The sequence below is a fragment of the Natronorubrum halobium genome, from assembly GCF_051351675.1.
Classification (GTDB): domain Archaea; phylum Halobacteriota; class Halobacteria; order Halobacteriales; family Natrialbaceae; genus Natronorubrum.
In genome coordinates, this window is sequence record NZ_CP195595.1 from 1,284,375 (window position 1) to 1,300,258 (window position 15,884).

Here is a 15,884-nt window from a genome sequence, read left to right on the forward strand (position 1 = left end):
GACTGCTGAGGCAGGATCAATGCTCGCGTGGCCGGACGAGACCATCTACGAGGGAGTATCGACCGTCGCGACGGAGCGACCGGATCAGTCGGCCGTCGTCTTCGAGGGGACGGCGTGGGCGTACGAGGAGTTGCTCGAGGAGAGTCGCGCGCTCGCTCACGGGCTCGCCAACCTGGGCGTCTCGACGGGCGATATCGTCGCCGTCTGGCTCGGGAACCGGCCCGAGTGGATCGTCTGCCAGCTCGCGACGTCGTTCCTCGGCGCGGCGACGGTCGCCGTCAACACGCGCTACCGGACCCACGAACTCGAGTACATACTCACCGATTCGGCAGCGAGCGTGCTCGTCACCGAGGAGTCGCTGCTCGGCCGAAACTACCACGAGATGCTCGAGACGGCGGTCCCCGAAGTCGCCACGCAGTCGCCCGACTCGCTCGCTCCCGACTCGATTCCCTCGCTCGAGGCGGTCGTCAGCCTCGAACCCGATGCCGATCTGGCAGCAGTGCGCGGCTACGAGAGCGTGGTCGAGACGGGCCGTGACCGGCTGGAGAGCGAGCGAGACTCGCTCGAGCCGGCGACCGATCCGACCGCGAAGGCGGCGGTCTTCTACACGAGCGGCACGACGAGCGATCCGAAGGGCTGCCTGCAGTCGAGTCGGTCGCTGTTGAACCACTCCGCCCACGTCGCGGACCACCTCGGAGTGACCGCTAGCGACACCGGCGTCGCGACGCTCCCGTTCTGCGGTATCTGGGGGTACAACACCCTGTTCAGCCACCTCGCGACCGGCGCGACGCTCGTCGCGCAGACCCACTTCGACCCCGAGACGACCCTCGGACTGGTCGACGAGTACGACGCGACCGCACTCACCGGACTCGGCGCGATGTTCGAACGGCTGCTCGAGGACGAGTCCTTCGCGCGGTCGCGCGTCGAGACGATCGAACGCGGGGTAGTCGGCTTTATCAGCAAGGGATACGACGAGACCCTGTTCGAGCGCATCGAAGAGACGTTCGGCTTCCCCGTGGTCCAGCCCTACGGGCTCTCGGAGGCGAACAGCCAGATCTTCGTCGGCGATCCGGACGACCCGATCGAACGCTGCAAACGCGTCGGCGGGCCGCCGATCCATCCGGCGATCGACGCGAAGATCGTCGATCCCGAGACCCGGGAGGAGCTACCGACCGGCGAGGAGGGCGAACTCGCCCTCCGGGGCTACCTGCTCGCGGACGGCTATCTGGGGAAGCCCGAGGCGACCGCCGAGGCCTTCGACGAGTCAGGGTGGTTTTACACCGGTGATCTCGGGACCGCGGACGATGACGGCTACGTCTACTACCGCTCGCGACTCGACGACGCGCTTCGAACGCGGGGCTTTCTCGTCGCGCCTCGAGAGATCGGGGCCGCCGTCGAGGACCACCCCGGCGTTCGGTCCTGCGAAGTCGTCGGCGCGCCACACCCCCGTCACGGAGAGGTGCCGGTCGCGTTCGTCATCGCCGACGGTGACGGAGGTGACGGTAACGAAAGTAACGGAAACGGAGACGACAGCGTGTCCGCAGCGGACCTCGAGTCGGTCCTCGACGACAGGGTGGCCGACTACAAGGTACCCGCGGCGTTCGAATTTGTCATCGAGTTCCCGACGACGGAGGGACCGAACGGCGAGAAGGTACAGAAAACGCTATTGCGGGATCGGGTGCAGGATCGATTCACCGAGTGAGACACATGACCGACACCCCAGAGACGAACGAGACGGACGACGCGCAGAACGCGGACGACGAATCGACCGACAAACGCCTCGTCAGCGGATGGCACGGCCGCTACTACGAGGACTTCGACGTGGGGGACATCTACAAACATCCCTTCGGACGCACCGTCACCGAGACGGACAACGTCTGGATGACGAACGTGACGATGAACCTCAACCCGATGCACTTCAACGAGGCTACGCCGCCGAGATGGAGTTCGGCGAGCGCCTCGTCGACGGCACCTTCGTCATCGCGCTCGCGGTCGGGATGAGCGTCATCGACATCTCCGTGAACGCGACCGCGAACCTCGGCTACGACGACATCCGCCACCACGCACCCGTCTTCCACGGCGACACCATCTACGCCGAGAGCGAGGTGCTGAGCAAGCGGGAACTCGAGTCCCGCGACCACGTCGGCATCGTCGAGACCGAACTCCGGGCGTACAACCAGGACGGCGGTCACGTATTGAGCCTCGAGCGCACGCCGATAGTGTTGAAACGCGAGCACGCCGAGCCCTCGGCCGCGAAACCGCCGGGGTGGCTCGAGGGGATCGGAACGCAGCCGGAGGAACTCTGAGGTCGACGAGAGACCGAAACCCCGACCGGGACGAGAGAAGGTCTCAGTCAGGGTACCGTCGAAGATAGACGCGCGACCGACTGCCGTCCGAAAAGCTGCCGGGCTTTCGCTCGTGAGGGATTACGTCCGTCGGACGTCAACGAGACGCCCGTGTCTCGTCGTGGCGCTTCAGCACGGGAAGTCGTCACAGGTGAATGTTCGCGATGTTACTCGAGCCACAAGATGGACAGATCGTATCGCTCCGCGAGAGCGTCGTTCCGCAACGACGGCATTCGTAGTGGACGTGCGCTCGCTCGTCCGCTCTGCGAGCGCCGCCGATCCGATCGAAGAGTTCGTCTAATATAGTCATCCGTTACTGTAATCAGAAGCTGACTATCCGTCTGGTAAATGTTTTGTGTTTTTGTGGTGTTTATAGATCTAGAACTAGACATTTGTTTTCTATATAGCAGATATCTCCAATTTTCTTCCTAATATGAAACGGTGCGGAGTCAGTAATCCAAGGACTCGAGATCGTAACCGTCGCGACGAGGCAGTGACGCGGTACCTGTCGGGTACAGTATAGAACTCGTTTCGAACCGCGGATTCACGGCTAACCTTGATTCCATTCCGCATGGTCCACCCACTATGCCACGCACTGACCCCGACAGTGAGATCGTCCTCGTCGACGGCGCACGGACGCCGCACGGAACGTTGCTCGGATCGCTCGCGGACGTCGAACCGGTCGAACTGGGTCGCATAGCCTTGGACGGACTCCTCGAGCGCGTCGACATCGACGAGACCGACGTCGACTGGGTGGGCCTCGGAAACGCCATCCAGGCCGGAATCGGTCAAGTTCCGGGTCGACAGGTCGTCGTGAAATCCACGCTTCCGAACGAGACGCGCGCGACGACGATCAACGAGGCCTCGGGATCGGGGGTGAGCGCCATCTCGCTCGCCGCGGACCGAATCGCGGCGGGCCGGGCCGAGGTCGCGATCGCCGGCGGGTTCGAATCCATGTCGAACGCCCCGTGGATCCTTCCGGGCTACCGGAAGGGGCGTCGCCACGGTAACGTCGAACTCGAGGACTCGATGCTGCTCGACTCGCTGTGGGACGTCACCCTCGACGTCCACATGGGCGAGATCACCGAAGGGCTGGTCGACCGCGAAGCGGTTTCCCGCGAGGCACAGGACGAGTACGCCCTCGAGAGCCACCAGCGCGCCGCCGAAGCGATCGAATCCGGCGCGTTCGACGACGAAATCGTCCCCGTCGAAACGAACGGCGAGACGGTCGACACCGATCAGGGCCCGCGACCGGAGTCGACGCTGGAGGATCTGGCCGAACTGCCGACGCCGTTCGAGGAGGACGGCACGATCACCCCCGGGAACGCCTCGAAGCTCAGCGACGGCGCGGGCGCGGTCCTGCTGGCCGACGAGGCGGCGGCCGCGGATCGCGGTCTCGAGCCGATGGCGACACTCGTCGACTACGCGACGGCCTACCGGGATCCCGACAGGTTCAACGAGGCCGTCGGCGACGTGGTCGCGGACCTCCTGGAGCGAAACGACCTCGCCGCCGAGGACGTCGACGCCTACTGGATCAACGAGGCCTTCGCCGCTCAAGCGGTGTACGTCATGGACCGGATCGGCATTCCACGGGAGAAAATGAACCCCTGCGGCGGCGCGGTCGCCTTCGGCCACCCGATCGGCGCCTCCGGCGGAATGCTCGCGGCCAGTCTCGCCTACCGGTTCCGGGACGATCCGGACGTCTCGCGCGGCCTCGTCGGGATGAGCGTCGGCGGCGGCGGCGCGATCATGGCGCTGCTCGAGGAACGGGACTGACGCGCTCGAGGGCGACGCTCGACCTGCAGCGCTCTCGGCCGCGTCGAGTCCGCGCCGGCGTCGGCCGTTTCGACGGCCGAGTGACGTTCGTGATAGAAATATTTTTATTCTGTACATGATATCACAATTACATACATGAAGCGACGACGCGTTCTCGGTTCGATCGGCGCGGCGGGCGGGACGCTGCTCGCCGGTTGCACCGCGAGCGGGGCCGGCGAGCCGGTAGCGTCGCCCGCACTCGTAGAAATTTCGAACAGAACCGGCCGGACGATCGACGTCGAAGTCGAAGTACAGAAAGACGGGACGCAGGTTCACGACGAGCGATACACGATCGAGCGGGTGAAAACCGGCGAGGAGACCGACCACGGCTACCCGGCGGTGGACGGCGTTCAGATCGTCGACGACTGGATGACGAGTGCGGCCGAGTTCGAGTTTCAGTTCGCAGTGCCGGCGGACGAGTTGACGGCGACGTTCAGCAGTGACGATCCGATCGGTTCGTACGAAGACGCCTCCCAGAGCGAACTAGAGGGCGAGTGTTACTTCGTCCAGGTCGAAATCGGGGACGGAAGCGGTAACGCGACACCCGAGACGGTTCCCGAGCGAATCGGCGCGCGGGCGGTCGTGTACGATCACGAGGTGTTCGACCGCTCGCACGCCGGCGATTGCGGCTGAGAGAGACGGTTCGGTTTCGTCGGCCGTCTACCGGTGAAACCGCTCCGGGAGGTTTACCTTCCGGCCGTTCGCAGTATCGGCAAATGACGCTGTACTCGCGGGTTCGCCCCCTCGCGTTCAAACTGCCGGCCGAGACGGCCCACGACCTCGGCAAGCGCACGCTCCGGACGGCCCAGTCGACGTGGCCCGCGCGGACGGCCCTGTCGACCGCGTATCGGTACGAGCATCCGGCCCTCGAGGTCGATCTGTTCGACACCGCGTTTCCGAACCCCGTCGGCGTCGCCGCGGGGTTCGACAAGAACGCCGAAGTGACCCACGCCCTCGAGGCGCTCGGCTTCGGATTCGTCGAAATCGGAACCGTGACGCCCTATCCGCAGTCGGGGAACGATCGGCCGCGGCTGTTCCGCCTTCGAGAGGACGAGGCGATGGTCAACCGGATGGGGTTCAACGGCCAGGGGATGGAGCGCGTGAAATCGCGACTCGAGGCCGACGGGACGCCCGAGTTTCCGCTCGGCGTGAACATCGGCAAGATGAACTCCTCGAACGAGCGGGAGGCGATCGAAGACTATCGGCGCGTCTTCGACCGACTCTCGCCGTTCGCCGACTACGTCGTCGTCAACGTCTCCTGTCCGAACACGCCCGACGAGTTCGACGAGTCCTCGCCCGACCACCTGCGGGAAATCTTCGAGACGCTCGAGGCCGAAAACGACGAAAGCGTGCCGATGTTGGTCAAGATCGGTCCCGACGAACCCGAGGAGTCGGTGCTCGATCTCGTCGACATCGTTCGCGAGTTCGATCTCGACGGCATCGTCGCGACGAACACCTCCACGAGTCGCGAGGGACTCGAGTCGCCGAACCGGGAGGAGTGGGGCGGCCTCAGCGGAAAACCCGTCGAAGATCGGTCGACGGACGTGATTCGAACGATCGCCGAGTACACGGGCGGCGAACTCCCGATTATCGGCGTCGGCGGCGTCGACTCGCCGGTGAGCGCGTACGAAAAGATTCGCGCCGGAGCCTCGCTCGTGCAACTGTACACCGGGTTCGTCTACGAGGGGCCGTCCACGGCGAAACGGATCAATCGAGGGCTGGTGCAACTACTCGAACGGGACGGGTTCGCGTCGGTCGAAGCGGCGGTGGGAGCGGACCTCGACTAGCGGTCCCTGCGCGTCAGTTCCGGCGGTCAGTCCGCGGGTTCGGGATCGCCGATCGCGTCGTCGAGCCCGTGCATCTCCGCGGGACCGACGGCCTCGTCGGTGCGTTCCTCGCGAATTTCTCGGCTCCTCGAGTCTTCCTGCTGGGGTTCGACGACGGGTTCCGTGTCCCCGTCAGTTACGGAGAGGTAGACCGACCGGAGCCGTTCCGTCCTGTCCGCCTCACGGGGTTCGTCCGTCTCGGATTCGACATCTGTCATCGTTCGTGATCCTCATCAGTTTCGGTCGTTCCGGCGGCGAATATAAACCTATTGCCGCTTTCACGAGGTGAGAATCGTCACGGCGAACGATATCGGATACCCGCTCGAGCGGGAACACCGCTCAGACGGGCACGACGGAGTCGGTCTCAGTCGACGTCGACGCGCGTTCCGTAGCCGGAGTCGCCGACGACCGCGCCGTCCTCGTAGACGACCTCGCCGCGGACGACGGTCGACACCGCGTTTCCGGTGAACGACTCGCCCACGAACGGCGTGACGCAGTTCTTCGAGTGGAGTTCGTCGCTCCGCTCGAGCGTCCACTCGCGGTCGGGATCGACGATCGTGAAGTCGGCGTCGGTGCCGACCTGCAGGGAGCCCTTCTGGGGGTACATTCCCCAGACCTGTGCCGGACGGGTCGAGTGACGACGGACCCACTCCTCGAGCGTGAGTCGACCGTGATCGACGAAGGTGAGCATGACCGGCACCTCGGTCTCGAGACCGACGAACCCCGAAATGGCCTCCCAGGTGTTGCCGAAGGGATCGTCGACTTTCTTTTCCTCGGGGGTGTGCGGTGCGTGGTCCGTCGCGATACAGTCGATCGCGCCGTCGTCGATCCCGACGTCCCAGAGTTTCTCGCGCTCCGCAGCGTTGCGGATCGGGGGCTGGATTCGCGCCGGATTCCCCTTCTCGCGCATGACGTCCTCGGTGAACCAGAGGTAGTGGGGCGTCGTCTCGGCGGTCACGTCCACCCCGCGGTCTTTCCCGCGGGCGACGGCCTCCGCGGCCGATCCGGAGGAAACGTGGTACATGTGGATCTTCGCGCCGGTCTCCTCGGCGAAGGTGATCATCCGTTCGACCGCCTCCCGTTCGGCGATTACGGGCCGGGAGTGGGAGTGATCGATGGGAGCGTTCTTCCCCGCTTCCTTGAACTGCTCCGTGTAGTGGTCGATGATCTCGCCGTTTTCTTCGTGAAAGCCCAGTCGCTTGCCAGTCTCACGGATTCGGTCCATCGCCTCGAGAATCTCGCCGTCGTTCGGCGGCGGGACGTCCCCCACCGTCGATCCGAGGAAGATCTTGTAACCGAGCGCGCCGGCCTCGTCGATGTCCGGGATCAGATCGAGGTTCTCGCTCGTGACGACGACGTAGCTCTGGAAGTCGACGTGCGCCGACGCCTCGCCGCGCTCGAACTTCAACTCGAGGTGCTCGGGGCGGTCGATGACGGGGTCCGTGTTCGGCATACCGACGACGGTCGTCACACCGCCGGCGGCGGCCGCCCGCGTAGCGGACTCCCAGTCTTCCTTGTACTCGAGTCCGGGTTCACGGTTGTGGATGTGGCAGTCGACGATCCCCGGGACGAGAACGTTTCCGTCGCCGTCGACGACGCGGTCCGCGTCGGGGAGGCGGTCGCTTCGGCCGACGGCGACGATCTCACCGTCCTCGACGGCGACGCCCGAGTCGGGCGTCCGCCCGGCGGGAGTCACGACAGTGCAGTTGTGTACGACGAGATCGACGGTCATTGCCGGGACTTGCCGAGGCGCCGGCATATAGCTTCTGTTGACCGGTGGACTCGCGGATCGTCGTCCCGAGTTTCGGGCATCGCCCGGTCGAACGCACGATCCGAATCGCGGATCGTCGGCACCGATCGCCGACGGGACGGCCGGCATAAATCGGGGCAACAGCGTGTTACTAACGCGTGTAGGGACCGAATACGGTGGGGTATGGGTGCTATACTAAACGGCGGGGAGGTGGGACTGAGAGGAGATGGATTCGCCAGCGATTCGTGACAAGACGGTGCTCGTGACCGGTGGCGCGGGCTTTATCGGCAGTCACCTCGTCGAGGCCCTGGCTCCACACAACGAGGTCCGGGTACTCGACAACTTCTCGTCGGGCGACCGGGCGAACCTCCCCGAGGGCGTGACGATCGTGGAGGGGGATATCCGCGATCCGATCGCCCTTCAAGAGGCGGCCCGCGGCGTGGACATCATCTTTCACCACGCCGCCGTCGTCAGCGTCTCCCGCAGCGTCGACGCCCCCCGACAGAGCAACGAGACGAATCTCGACGCGAGTCTGCTCGTCTTGGAGCAGGCTCGCCAGGAGGATGCACGGGTCGTCGTCGCCTCGAGCGCGGCGGTCTACGGGCATCCGGACGAGCTCCCGGTTCCGGAGACGGCGTCGACCGACCCGACGTCTCCGTACGGCATTCAAAAGCTCGCACTCGACCAGTACACCCGACTCTACGAGGACCTGTACGACCTCGAGACGGTCGCCTTGCGCTACTTCAACGCCTACGGACCGCGCCAGCAGGGGCCCTACAGCGGCGTCATCTCGACGTTTCTAGAGCAGGCGCGGGCGGGCGAACCGATCACGATCGAGGGTGACGGCGAGCAGACCCGCGATTTCGTCCACGTGAGCGATATCGTCCGAGCGAACCTGTACGCGGCGACCACCGACGACATCGGCGAAGCGTACAACATCGGCACGGGGACACGAACGTCGATCCAGGAGTTGGCGGAGACGATCAGGGACGCGACCGACTCGTCGTCGTCGATCGTCCACCGCGACTCTCGACCCGGGGATATCAGACACAGCGGCGCGGATATCTCCAGAGCGAAACGCACACTCGGGTTCGAGCCGCGAGTGGGCCTCGAGTGCGGGATCCAGTCACTCGTCGACGGGACGCGGCTGTCTCCGGTGGGGAGCGATACCGACTCCGTCGAGCGGTCGATACGGGGGGAGCAGACGTACAGCTAAATCGTCGGGACGAGGTTCGTTCGCGGGCGACAATCGGTTTCTAGGGGTGCCTACGGCGACCGGTCAACGCCGGTGTTAACGGTGTCGCCCTCGAATCAAAAAGCCGATGAGTGTCTCGAAAATCGACCTCTGAGGCCCAAGCAACGACGTTTTCATGAGTGTAGGTGAAAGATAACTAACGGTATCCGCAGCCTCACAGACGGATATGATCGAGAATTCCATCGTGTTCGCCGTCAGTCCCGTCCAGAGCCTCACCGTATTCGTCGTGAGCCTGCTCATCGGCGCAATCGGCATCTACGCCGGTGCGAAGGTCATCGTCGACGCCGAGGATTACACGTACGCGCTCGCCACTGCCCTGATAGGGGCGATTATCTGGGGTGTCGTCGGGTTCTTCCTCGGCTGGATTCCGCTGCTCGGACCGCTCCTGGTATTCGTCGCATACCTCGCGGTGATCAACGCCCGATACCCGGGTGGCTGGGTCGACGCGGCCGCAATTACGATCGTCGCCTGGCTCTCCGTACTGGTCGTCCTCTACGTCCTCGCGCTCGTCGGCGTGACCGGATTCGACGCCGTCGGCGTGCCGGGCGTCTAACGCGAGCGACGACCAGCCACTCCACTGACGAATCGTCCGCTCGGCAACATGGTTCTCGCGGTACTACGCAGCGGCTGCAAATCGGGACGTGTCGGTGACCGGGAGCCGACTGATTCGTCAACAGGTCGAGTCCGTCTCGACGTGTAACCGCGTGTCGAGTGCGCGTTAGACCCCTCGAAACCCGTTACGAGGTGTATCAGTCCAGATCGTCCGTAGAACGACTTCTCGTTCCGCTCGGGCGAGGAGACTCGAGCGCATCCGCCATCGAGAACTCGCGTTACACTGCCGTCGGCTGCGGCTTCTCCGTGACCGATCGAACGAGACGAAGCGACGCACTGGCTACAAGCTCGAAGCGTCCGCGGAATCCGCGAGTCGGAGGGACGAGATCACGGCAGCGATCGTGGATCGCACTACTTCTACAGCGCAGAGTGCGATAGCGAGCGACTCTATCGATATCACGTGGACTCGAAACGGTCTTCGCCTCTCGAACGGGTTCGTCGCGGCACTCCGACTGCACTCACCCAGCGAGGAACTGCCGCTGTCCGGCAGTCCGTTCGACGGGTGCCGTCTCGTTGGGTCGCACCCGATAACCGACACCGATCTCGGAGTCGTTCGGGGAACTCGGAAGCCGATACCAGTCGGTATCGAAGACAGTTGCCCGGCGCGCTACACGCCGCTCATGATAGGGGATTGATGTCACACGGCGGGCTTCGACCGGCGGTACGACTGGCATCGAAATCGACGGACGCCGTCTACGAAAGCGGAGAGAGCTGACGGGGAGCCGTGGGAGTGTCGCTCCCGAACCGTTGCGACGACAGAGTGAGCGGATTTCGAGAGACTCATAGAAGCGTTTACTTACCAACTAAATCGGGCAGAATCCGCGCTAGTCGTTTCGAACGTCCGACCGAGTTTATTCGAACCCTCGGTCTACGCCTCGTCGAGGCAACACCGAGCGATCGTCGTCGCGGCCACCGACTTCCGCGATGGCTGCGACGGTTTCGGTGGTGGTGAAGCACCAGTGAACACAACCGACGCAATCGGCACATCGTGTCGAGAGAGCGGCTCGTGCGGGGCGACGACTGTACAGCGCGGCTGTACGCGAAGACGACTGTCCGCGACATCGATGCTGTTCACGAGTTCGAGATTCGTCGACGGACAGTCGCTCGGACGGACGAACTGTCAGCTGCCATGAGATACGAGAGCGTACGAATAAATGATTGATAAAAAACATTTTGAGGAGCGGTCACGACGGTACAGAGAAGCGTGAGTGAAACCAGACCCATCCAGCCCACATGAGCATTCAGTTCCGAGTTCCCGTTGCGGTAATTGCCCCTACTGACACGGTCAGTACCGCACTAGTTTCCACCGGCGTGAGCGCCGAGACACTCATCCCGATCATCGTCTCTAGCCACAGCCAGCCGGCCCAGATCGGATGGAGTCCACATCTCGCAGCACTGGTCGGCATCCTGGCACTCGCGCTCCTCGGTGGCGTCCTCGCCGCACGCAACCGATTCGACGAGCGAAACACGCTCGTCGCCGAGTCGGAGCCACGCAGCGAGGAGTTTCTGACCGACCGAGAGAGAGTGCAACAGCTCGTCCGTGAGAACGGCGGTCGCATGAAGCAGTCGAAGATCGTCAACTCGGTCGACTGGTCGAAGGCGAAAGTCAGTCGACTGCTCGCCGAACTCGAGGAGGAAGGTCGAGTCACGAAACTCCGTCTCGGGCGCGAGAACCTGGTCTGTCTTCCGGGCCACGAGCCGACGGCGTCCCAGTCACCCGAGAAACCGAAAAGCGAGTGACGAACACAGCGGTAGCGCCACTACACGTATCAGCAATCGTTGTTTTCGAGGTGCGAAGGAGTGCCTGAAGGAGGCCTCCCGGTCGTAGGGTCTAATTTCGGTCCGTAATGGTTGTGGCGGTTTATGCAATGTAGCGGCCATTAGCCGATGCCTTACGGCACAGACATGACTACACGCAATCAGCTACTCGTAGTACTCACTGCCTTGATGATGGTGTGCTCGAGCGGGGCGATGGTCGCGGGTGCGGCACCCGCTGCGACCGTCGACGAGCACGACGAGGGCGAGTACAACGATTCGGAAGCGAGCGAGGAGACAGCCGCAGACGACGACCAAAATGAAGCGGCGGCGGACGACGTAACGGTCGACGCTGAGGAGGTGGACCCACCTGACGTAGACGGCATGGACGGCGTCGACGAGGACGCCGAAGCGGCCGTGACGTTCACCGACCAGGAACTCGAGAACGATACCCTCGTCATCGACGAGGTCACGATGGAGGACGGCGGCTTCGTCGTGATTCACGACAGCAGCCTGCTCGTGGGTAACGTCTTCGAGAGCGTCATCGGAACCTCCGAGTATCTCGAGGAAGGAACGCACGAAGACGTCGAAGTGACCCTCGACGAGCCGCTCGAGGAGGACGAGACGCTAATCGCGATGCCGCACTTCGACACGAACGATAACGAGACGTACGACTTCGTGGAGACCGAAGGCGCGGAGGACGGGCCGTATCTCACGGCCGACGACGAACCGGTGACTGACGAAGCTATCGTCACCGTCGACGTGGAGCCCGACGACGAAGAAACTCCTGAAGAGGAACCTGAAGACGCCGATGGGGATACTCCTGAAGAGGAGCTTGACGATGTCGATGAAGAAACCCCTGAACAGGAACCTGACGACGCCGACGAAGACACTCCTGAACAGGAGCCTGACGACGCCGATGAGGACGCTCCTGAACAGGAACCTGAAGACGCCGACGAAGACACTCCTGAAGAAGAACCTGAAGACGCCGACGAAGACACTCCTGAACAGGAACCTGACGACGCCGACGAAGAAACCCCTGAACAGGAACCTGAAGACGTCGACGAAGAAACCCCTGAACAGGAACCTGAAGACGTCGACGAAGATGATGTCGACGGACAGCCTGCCTACGTAACGTTCTCCGATCAGGCGACGAAGGGCGAGACGGTTGTCGTCGATCAGGTCACGACGGCGAGTGGTGGATTCGTCACGATCCACGACAGCAGCCTGCTCGACGGTGACGCCTTCGGAAGCGTCGTCGGAACCTCCGAGTATCTCGAGGAGGGGACGCACGAGAACGTCGAAGTGACTCTCGACGAGCCACTCGAGGAGGACGAGACGCTAATCGCGATGCCACATCGCGATACGAACGATAACGAGGCGTACGACTTCGTCGAGTCCGAAGGCGCGGAGGACGGGCCGTATCTCACGGCCGACGACGAACCGGTGACCGACGACGCCGTCGTCACCGTCAACGAGGAGCCAGTTGACGAGAAGCCGGTCGAGCAAGAACCCGTCGACGAGAAGCCAGTTGACGAGAAGCCGGTCGAGCAAGAACCTGTCGACGAGAAACCAGTCGACGAGGAGCCTGAAGCAGTCGATGACGACAAAATTGACGTCCTCATCGAAGAGCTAACGGTCTTCGTCTTCGTCGATAAACTCCCACACGATATGCCGGCTGATGGTGACCACGTCGGTGTTGATACAAACGATGTCGACGGCGACGATGACGGCACCGAAGACGCTGCGACCGCCGGGACACACAACGATAGCGACGCAACCGATGGGAACACTGATGGCAACGTTGCTCCCGACGATGCCGACGCGACCCACGCGGTCGACGACATCGGCTACACGATCGACGATATCGAACTCGACGTCACCATCGATCAGGTGACGGTCGTTCCGATCGACGATCACCACGACGACGCTGCCAACGAGACGAATTCGGTCGAAGAGAAACCAGCAGCGGACGACCCTCACGCGACCGACGAGGACGCGCCGAACACGGCCGACGAGGAGCCGGTTGACGACGCATCCGACGCAACCGATCACGACGAATACGACGTCGTGATCGAACACGCGTCGGTCTTCGTGTTCGTCGGTGACCTCGGTGAGATGCCACACCACCCGATCGACGACGAACCCGTCGACGACCCAGTCGAACAGGAACCTGACGACGAGGTCGACGCGGGCGACGACCACGACGAAGGTGTCGACAACGGTACCGACGCCCAGACAGCCATCGCGAGCGCTCTCTAGGCTCGGTTCGTCGAATCGATCCGTCGAATAGCCGTCTTTTCTCGAGTCCGATACACGCGGGAAAACGGAATCCGTCCTCGAAATCGCCGGCGCAACCAGTATCGTTACGCCAGCAGCCGATACAAACTACTCGCAGCGACGGCCAACAGCACGAGGACGCTCGAGAGCACGGGATCCAGACTCGAGAGTAGCGGAATCCCGAGGCCGGCGAACGCGATCACGGCGAGCCCGAGGACACAGATGGCGAAATGCAGTCGGAGCGCCGTCGACTCGGTCTCCCCGTGGCCGTCGATATACTGCAGGACGTCGTCGAAGTTGGGGCCCCGCTGGATCGTCTTCGCATCGGAGTCGTACTCGATCACGGCGTCCTCCTGGAGTTGCGGGAGGTGCGTTTGCTGGAGGGAGACGTAGACGCTTTTGTACAGATTGTTCGGCACGGGAGTGGTATCGGTCTCGCTGGCGGCGATCTCCGAGGCGATGTCGGAGACGTCGACCTGTCCGGACTCCTGGGCGAGCAACTGGACGATAGCCCGTCGTCTATCGTTCCCGAGAATGTGGAACACCTCACTTTCCGCGAGTGACTCGGAACGATTGGTCTGGACAGACATCGATCAGGAAGAGCGCATCTTATCGACGGGCAGTCCACCACCAGTTACCATACGCGTCGTCGTTTCGCAGACCACTAACTTTAACTTTTGCAGACTAGGCCGGGGTCGTGCTGACGGCGAAACGACCAGCGAAACGGGAACGCTGGGTAAGTTGGGGATACAACGTGGTGTTTCCTGATCGCCCACTGAGGTGTTCGACGGGTCCGTGACAAAATCGGCGAACCGGGCCGTGACTCGAGACGGGATATCGCCGCTGTAACACCGAAGCGGAAGACTACTCGATCGTCGACGGCTCTCGGCGGGAGTCTGGATGGCAGCGTGCGTTCAGCGGTGAATCGCTCGTGCTAGTCGTCGAATATCGGTCGAGCGATCGCGGTCAGTGAAGAGACTACTGATCGGACGGTGGAATCGGACCGAGGAGTCGGCGGTGTCACTCGCTCGGTAGGTGATTGCCGGACTGCATCTCGCGATACGTCGTACAGGCCGGACAGCCGTGGACGATATCACCGTTGTCACCGAAGACGCGCGCGAACTGCTGGGTTACGTGTGTACCGCAGTTGCGACAGCGTGCACCTGCAGTCGACGATTCCATGGGCTTCCAATCTTGTTGGGTGGATTTCATGGTTGGATGGGGGGTACTCGGACGGGGCGAGTGGGCGCGAGCCACCGACCTCGATCGATCGCCGTGACCGACAGGGGCGGTGCGTACGCCGGGACATCGCCACGCTCGTCCGGGCATCACTCTATCGAGGGGAGCAAAACCGGATAAAGGACGCCGACCGTTCACTTGACGCACGTGCGTGGGAACCGCGAAATACGCTCTTTCTGGCCTGTAGCGTCCCGTATCGACGCTGCGCCGTCCTCTTGGGCCGTTTCGACACAACAGTTCCCACACCGAATTTAGATGGGTTGCCTTGCATTTGACGGGCAAACGACGTATTGACCCGTTCGAGATCGGTCGAAAGCTATCATTTCCAGATAGAAATCGGGAGTTTCGTTAAAGAATGATCTTGTTTCGAGGCATAAGGTACATCGTTATAAAATACCACTATCGCTTACTCATCGTCGTGCTGGAACATACTGGTGCCCGTGATGCGGGGTGGACTGGACTCCCGGTCGAACCGCATCGAATCCTCTCTCACGAGAGCGAACGGAGCCGACCCGCCACAACTGAGTGATTTCGACGATGTCAATGCAAGCGAGTAATACGCGATCCGAATCGACGCCAGAACCGTCCGCCCAACTCGACGTCCTCGGGGACGAGTGTGCGCGAACGATCCTCGTCGCGACGAGCGACGGACCGAAGACGGCGAAAGAACTGACCAAGCGAACGGACAGCTCGTCGGCGACGGTGTACCGACGAATCAACAACCTCCTCGAGAGTAATCTCCTCTCGGAGTGCGTTCGGTTCGACGACGACGGCTCACACACGACGGCGTACGAGGCGACGATCGAGACGCTACAGGTCCAGATCGGTGGGGAAGGGATCGACGTTTCGGTGTCGAAGATCGAAGACTGACGCGTAAGAGGGGAACCACTAGTGTGACGCCACCTGGACCGACCAGTCGCTGACGAAAACCAAAACCGAGTGTACGCGCCTGTCGTCGCGATCGGAAACGCACAGCTTCGCGAGAAAGTCTCGGGAATATTCACTTT

At 62.7% G+C, this 15,884-nt stretch carries 13 protein-coding genes and 1 pseudogene; 10 read left to right on the plus strand and 4 right to left on the minus strand.

Going from position 1 to position 15,884, the window contains the following annotated elements:
- The first annotated feature begins 19 nt into the window (after positions 1–19).
- The 5 genes and pseudogenes from ACSFC7_RS06290 to ACSFC7_RS06310 all read left to right on the plus strand — a co-directional run bounded on the left by ACSFC7_RS06290 (position 20) and on the right by ACSFC7_RS06310 (position 5,947).
- Positions 20–1,702 carry a class I adenylate-forming enzyme family protein gene (locus tag ACSFC7_RS06290; RefSeq protein WP_436346877.1) on the plus strand — a complete coding sequence of 561 codons (1,683 nt, stop codon included), beginning with the start codon at positions 20–22 and terminating at the stop codon, positions 1,700–1,702.
- Between the two features lie 5 nt (positions 1,703–1,707).
- A pseudogene (locus ACSFC7_RS06295) lies at positions 1,708–2,306 on the plus strand (MaoC family dehydratase).
- 624 nt (positions 2,307–2,930) lie between these two features.
- Positions 2,931–4,121 carry a thiolase family protein gene (locus tag ACSFC7_RS06300; protein WP_436346878.1) on the plus strand — a complete coding sequence of 397 codons (1,191 nt, stop codon included), beginning with the start codon at positions 2,931–2,933 and terminating at the stop codon, positions 4,119–4,121.
- A gap of 135 nt (positions 4,122–4,256) precedes the next feature.
- Positions 4,257–4,793, plus strand: coding sequence for a hypothetical protein (locus ACSFC7_RS06305; protein WP_436346879.1), 537 nt, complete (start codon positions 4,257–4,259; stop codon positions 4,791–4,793).
- Positions 4,794–4,876: 83 nt separating this feature from the next.
- Positions 4,877–5,947 (plus strand): quinone-dependent dihydroorotate dehydrogenase, encoded by a 1,071-nt coding sequence (locus ACSFC7_RS06310; protein ID WP_436346880.1) that lies wholly within the window; start codon positions 4,877–4,879, stop codon positions 5,945–5,947.
- A 26-nt stretch (positions 5,948–5,973) separates the two neighbouring features.
- On the opposite strand, the gene ACSFC7_RS06315 is transcribed toward ACSFC7_RS06310, so the two are convergent.
- The gene (locus ACSFC7_RS06315) at positions 5,974–6,204 is read right to left on the minus strand and encodes a hypothetical protein (protein ID WP_436346881.1); all 231 of its coding nucleotides are present in this window, start codon (positions 6,202–6,204) and stop codon (positions 5,974–5,976) included.
- 146 nt (positions 6,205–6,350) lie between these two features.
- Entirely contained in the window at positions 6,351–7,718 is a 1,368-nt protein-coding gene (gene allB, locus ACSFC7_RS06320) for an allantoinase AllB (RefSeq protein ID WP_436346882.1), read from the minus strand.
- 244 nt (positions 7,719–7,962) lie between these two features.
- Here allB and ACSFC7_RS06325 point away from each other — a divergent pair, with 244 nt between their 5' ends.
- From ACSFC7_RS06325 to ACSFC7_RS06340, 4 genes are all read left to right on the plus strand, one after another.
- Positions 7,963–8,952 (plus strand): NAD-dependent epimerase/dehydratase family protein, encoded by a 990-nt coding sequence (locus ACSFC7_RS06325; RefSeq protein WP_436346883.1) that lies wholly within the window; start codon positions 7,963–7,965, stop codon positions 8,950–8,952.
- Positions 8,953–9,157: 205 nt separating this feature from the next.
- The gene (locus ACSFC7_RS06330) at positions 9,158–9,544 is read left to right on the plus strand and encodes a hypothetical protein (protein ID WP_436346884.1); all 387 of its coding nucleotides are present in this window, start codon (positions 9,158–9,160) and stop codon (positions 9,542–9,544) included.
- Positions 9,545–10,836: 1,292 nt separating this feature from the next.
- Complete coding sequence (locus ACSFC7_RS06335) at positions 10,837–11,343, plus strand: helix-turn-helix transcriptional regulator (protein WP_436346885.1); 507 nt, start codon at positions 10,837–10,839, stop codon at positions 11,341–11,343.
- Between the two features lie 165 nt (positions 11,344–11,508).
- Positions 11,509–13,620 (plus strand): DUF7282 domain-containing protein, encoded by a 2,112-nt coding sequence (locus tag ACSFC7_RS06340; protein ID WP_436346886.1) that lies wholly within the window; start codon positions 11,509–11,511, stop codon positions 13,618–13,620.
- Positions 13,621–13,724: 104 nt separating this feature from the next.
- Here the strand turns inward: ACSFC7_RS06340 and ACSFC7_RS06345 are convergent, their stop codons facing one another.
- Positions 13,725–14,228, minus strand: coding sequence for a DUF7344 domain-containing protein (locus ACSFC7_RS06345; protein WP_436346887.1), 504 nt, complete (start codon positions 14,226–14,228; stop codon positions 13,725–13,727).
- Between the two features lie 430 nt (positions 14,229–14,658).
- Positions 14,659–14,820, minus strand: coding sequence for a DUF7563 family protein (locus ACSFC7_RS06350; protein WP_436346888.1), 162 nt, complete (start codon positions 14,818–14,820; stop codon positions 14,659–14,661).
- Positions 14,821–15,414: 594 nt separating this feature from the next.
- On the opposite strand from ACSFC7_RS06350, the gene ACSFC7_RS06355 reads away from it, so the two are divergent.
- Entirely contained in the window at positions 15,415–15,747 is a 333-nt protein-coding gene (locus ACSFC7_RS06355; RefSeq protein ID WP_436346889.1) for a helix-turn-helix domain-containing protein, read from the plus strand.
- Positions 15,748–15,884: the final 137 nt, after the last annotated feature.

What these genes read in the sequence shown, in the direction of transcription:
- ACSFC7_RS06290 (WP_436346877.1), top strand. Translation starts at nt 20, where the DNA reads ATGCTCGCGTGGCCGGACGAGACCATCTACGAGGGAGTATCGACCGTC.
- allB (WP_436346882.1), bottom strand. Translation starts at nt 7,718, where the DNA reads ATGACCGTCGATCTCGTCGTACACAACTGCACTGTCGTGACTCCCGCC.
- ACSFC7_RS06345 (WP_436346887.1), bottom strand. Translation starts at nt 14,228, where the DNA reads ATGTCTGTCCAGACCAATCGTTCCGAGTCACTCGCGGAAAGTGAGGTG.
- ACSFC7_RS06350 (WP_436346888.1), bottom strand. Translation starts at nt 14,820, where the DNA reads ATGGAATCGTCGACTGCAGGTGCACGCTGTCGCAACTGCGGTACACAC.
- ACSFC7_RS06315 (WP_436346881.1), bottom strand. Translation starts at nt 6,204, where the DNA reads ATGACAGATGTCGAATCCGAGACGGACGAACCCCGTGAGGCGGACAGG.
- ACSFC7_RS06310 (WP_436346880.1), top strand. Translation starts at nt 4,877, where the DNA reads ATGACGCTGTACTCGCGGGTTCGCCCCCTCGCGTTCAAACTGCCGGCC.
- ACSFC7_RS06300 (WP_436346878.1), top strand. Translation starts at nt 2,931, where the DNA reads ATGCCACGCACTGACCCCGACAGTGAGATCGTCCTCGTCGACGGCGCA.
- ACSFC7_RS06330 (WP_436346884.1), top strand. Translation starts at nt 9,158, where the DNA reads ATGATCGAGAATTCCATCGTGTTCGCCGTCAGTCCCGTCCAGAGCCTC.
- ACSFC7_RS06305 (WP_436346879.1), top strand. Translation starts at nt 4,257, where the DNA reads ATGAAGCGACGACGCGTTCTCGGTTCGATCGGCGCGGCGGGCGGGACG.
- ACSFC7_RS06340 (WP_436346886.1), top strand. Translation starts at nt 11,509, where the DNA reads ATGACTACACGCAATCAGCTACTCGTAGTACTCACTGCCTTGATGATG.
- ACSFC7_RS06325 (WP_436346883.1), top strand. Translation starts at nt 7,963, where the DNA reads ATGGATTCGCCAGCGATTCGTGACAAGACGGTGCTCGTGACCGGTGGC.
- ACSFC7_RS06335 (WP_436346885.1), top strand. Translation starts at nt 10,837, where the DNA reads ATGAGCATTCAGTTCCGAGTTCCCGTTGCGGTAATTGCCCCTACTGAC.
- ACSFC7_RS06355 (WP_436346889.1), top strand. Translation starts at nt 15,415, where the DNA reads ATGTCAATGCAAGCGAGTAATACGCGATCCGAATCGACGCCAGAACCG.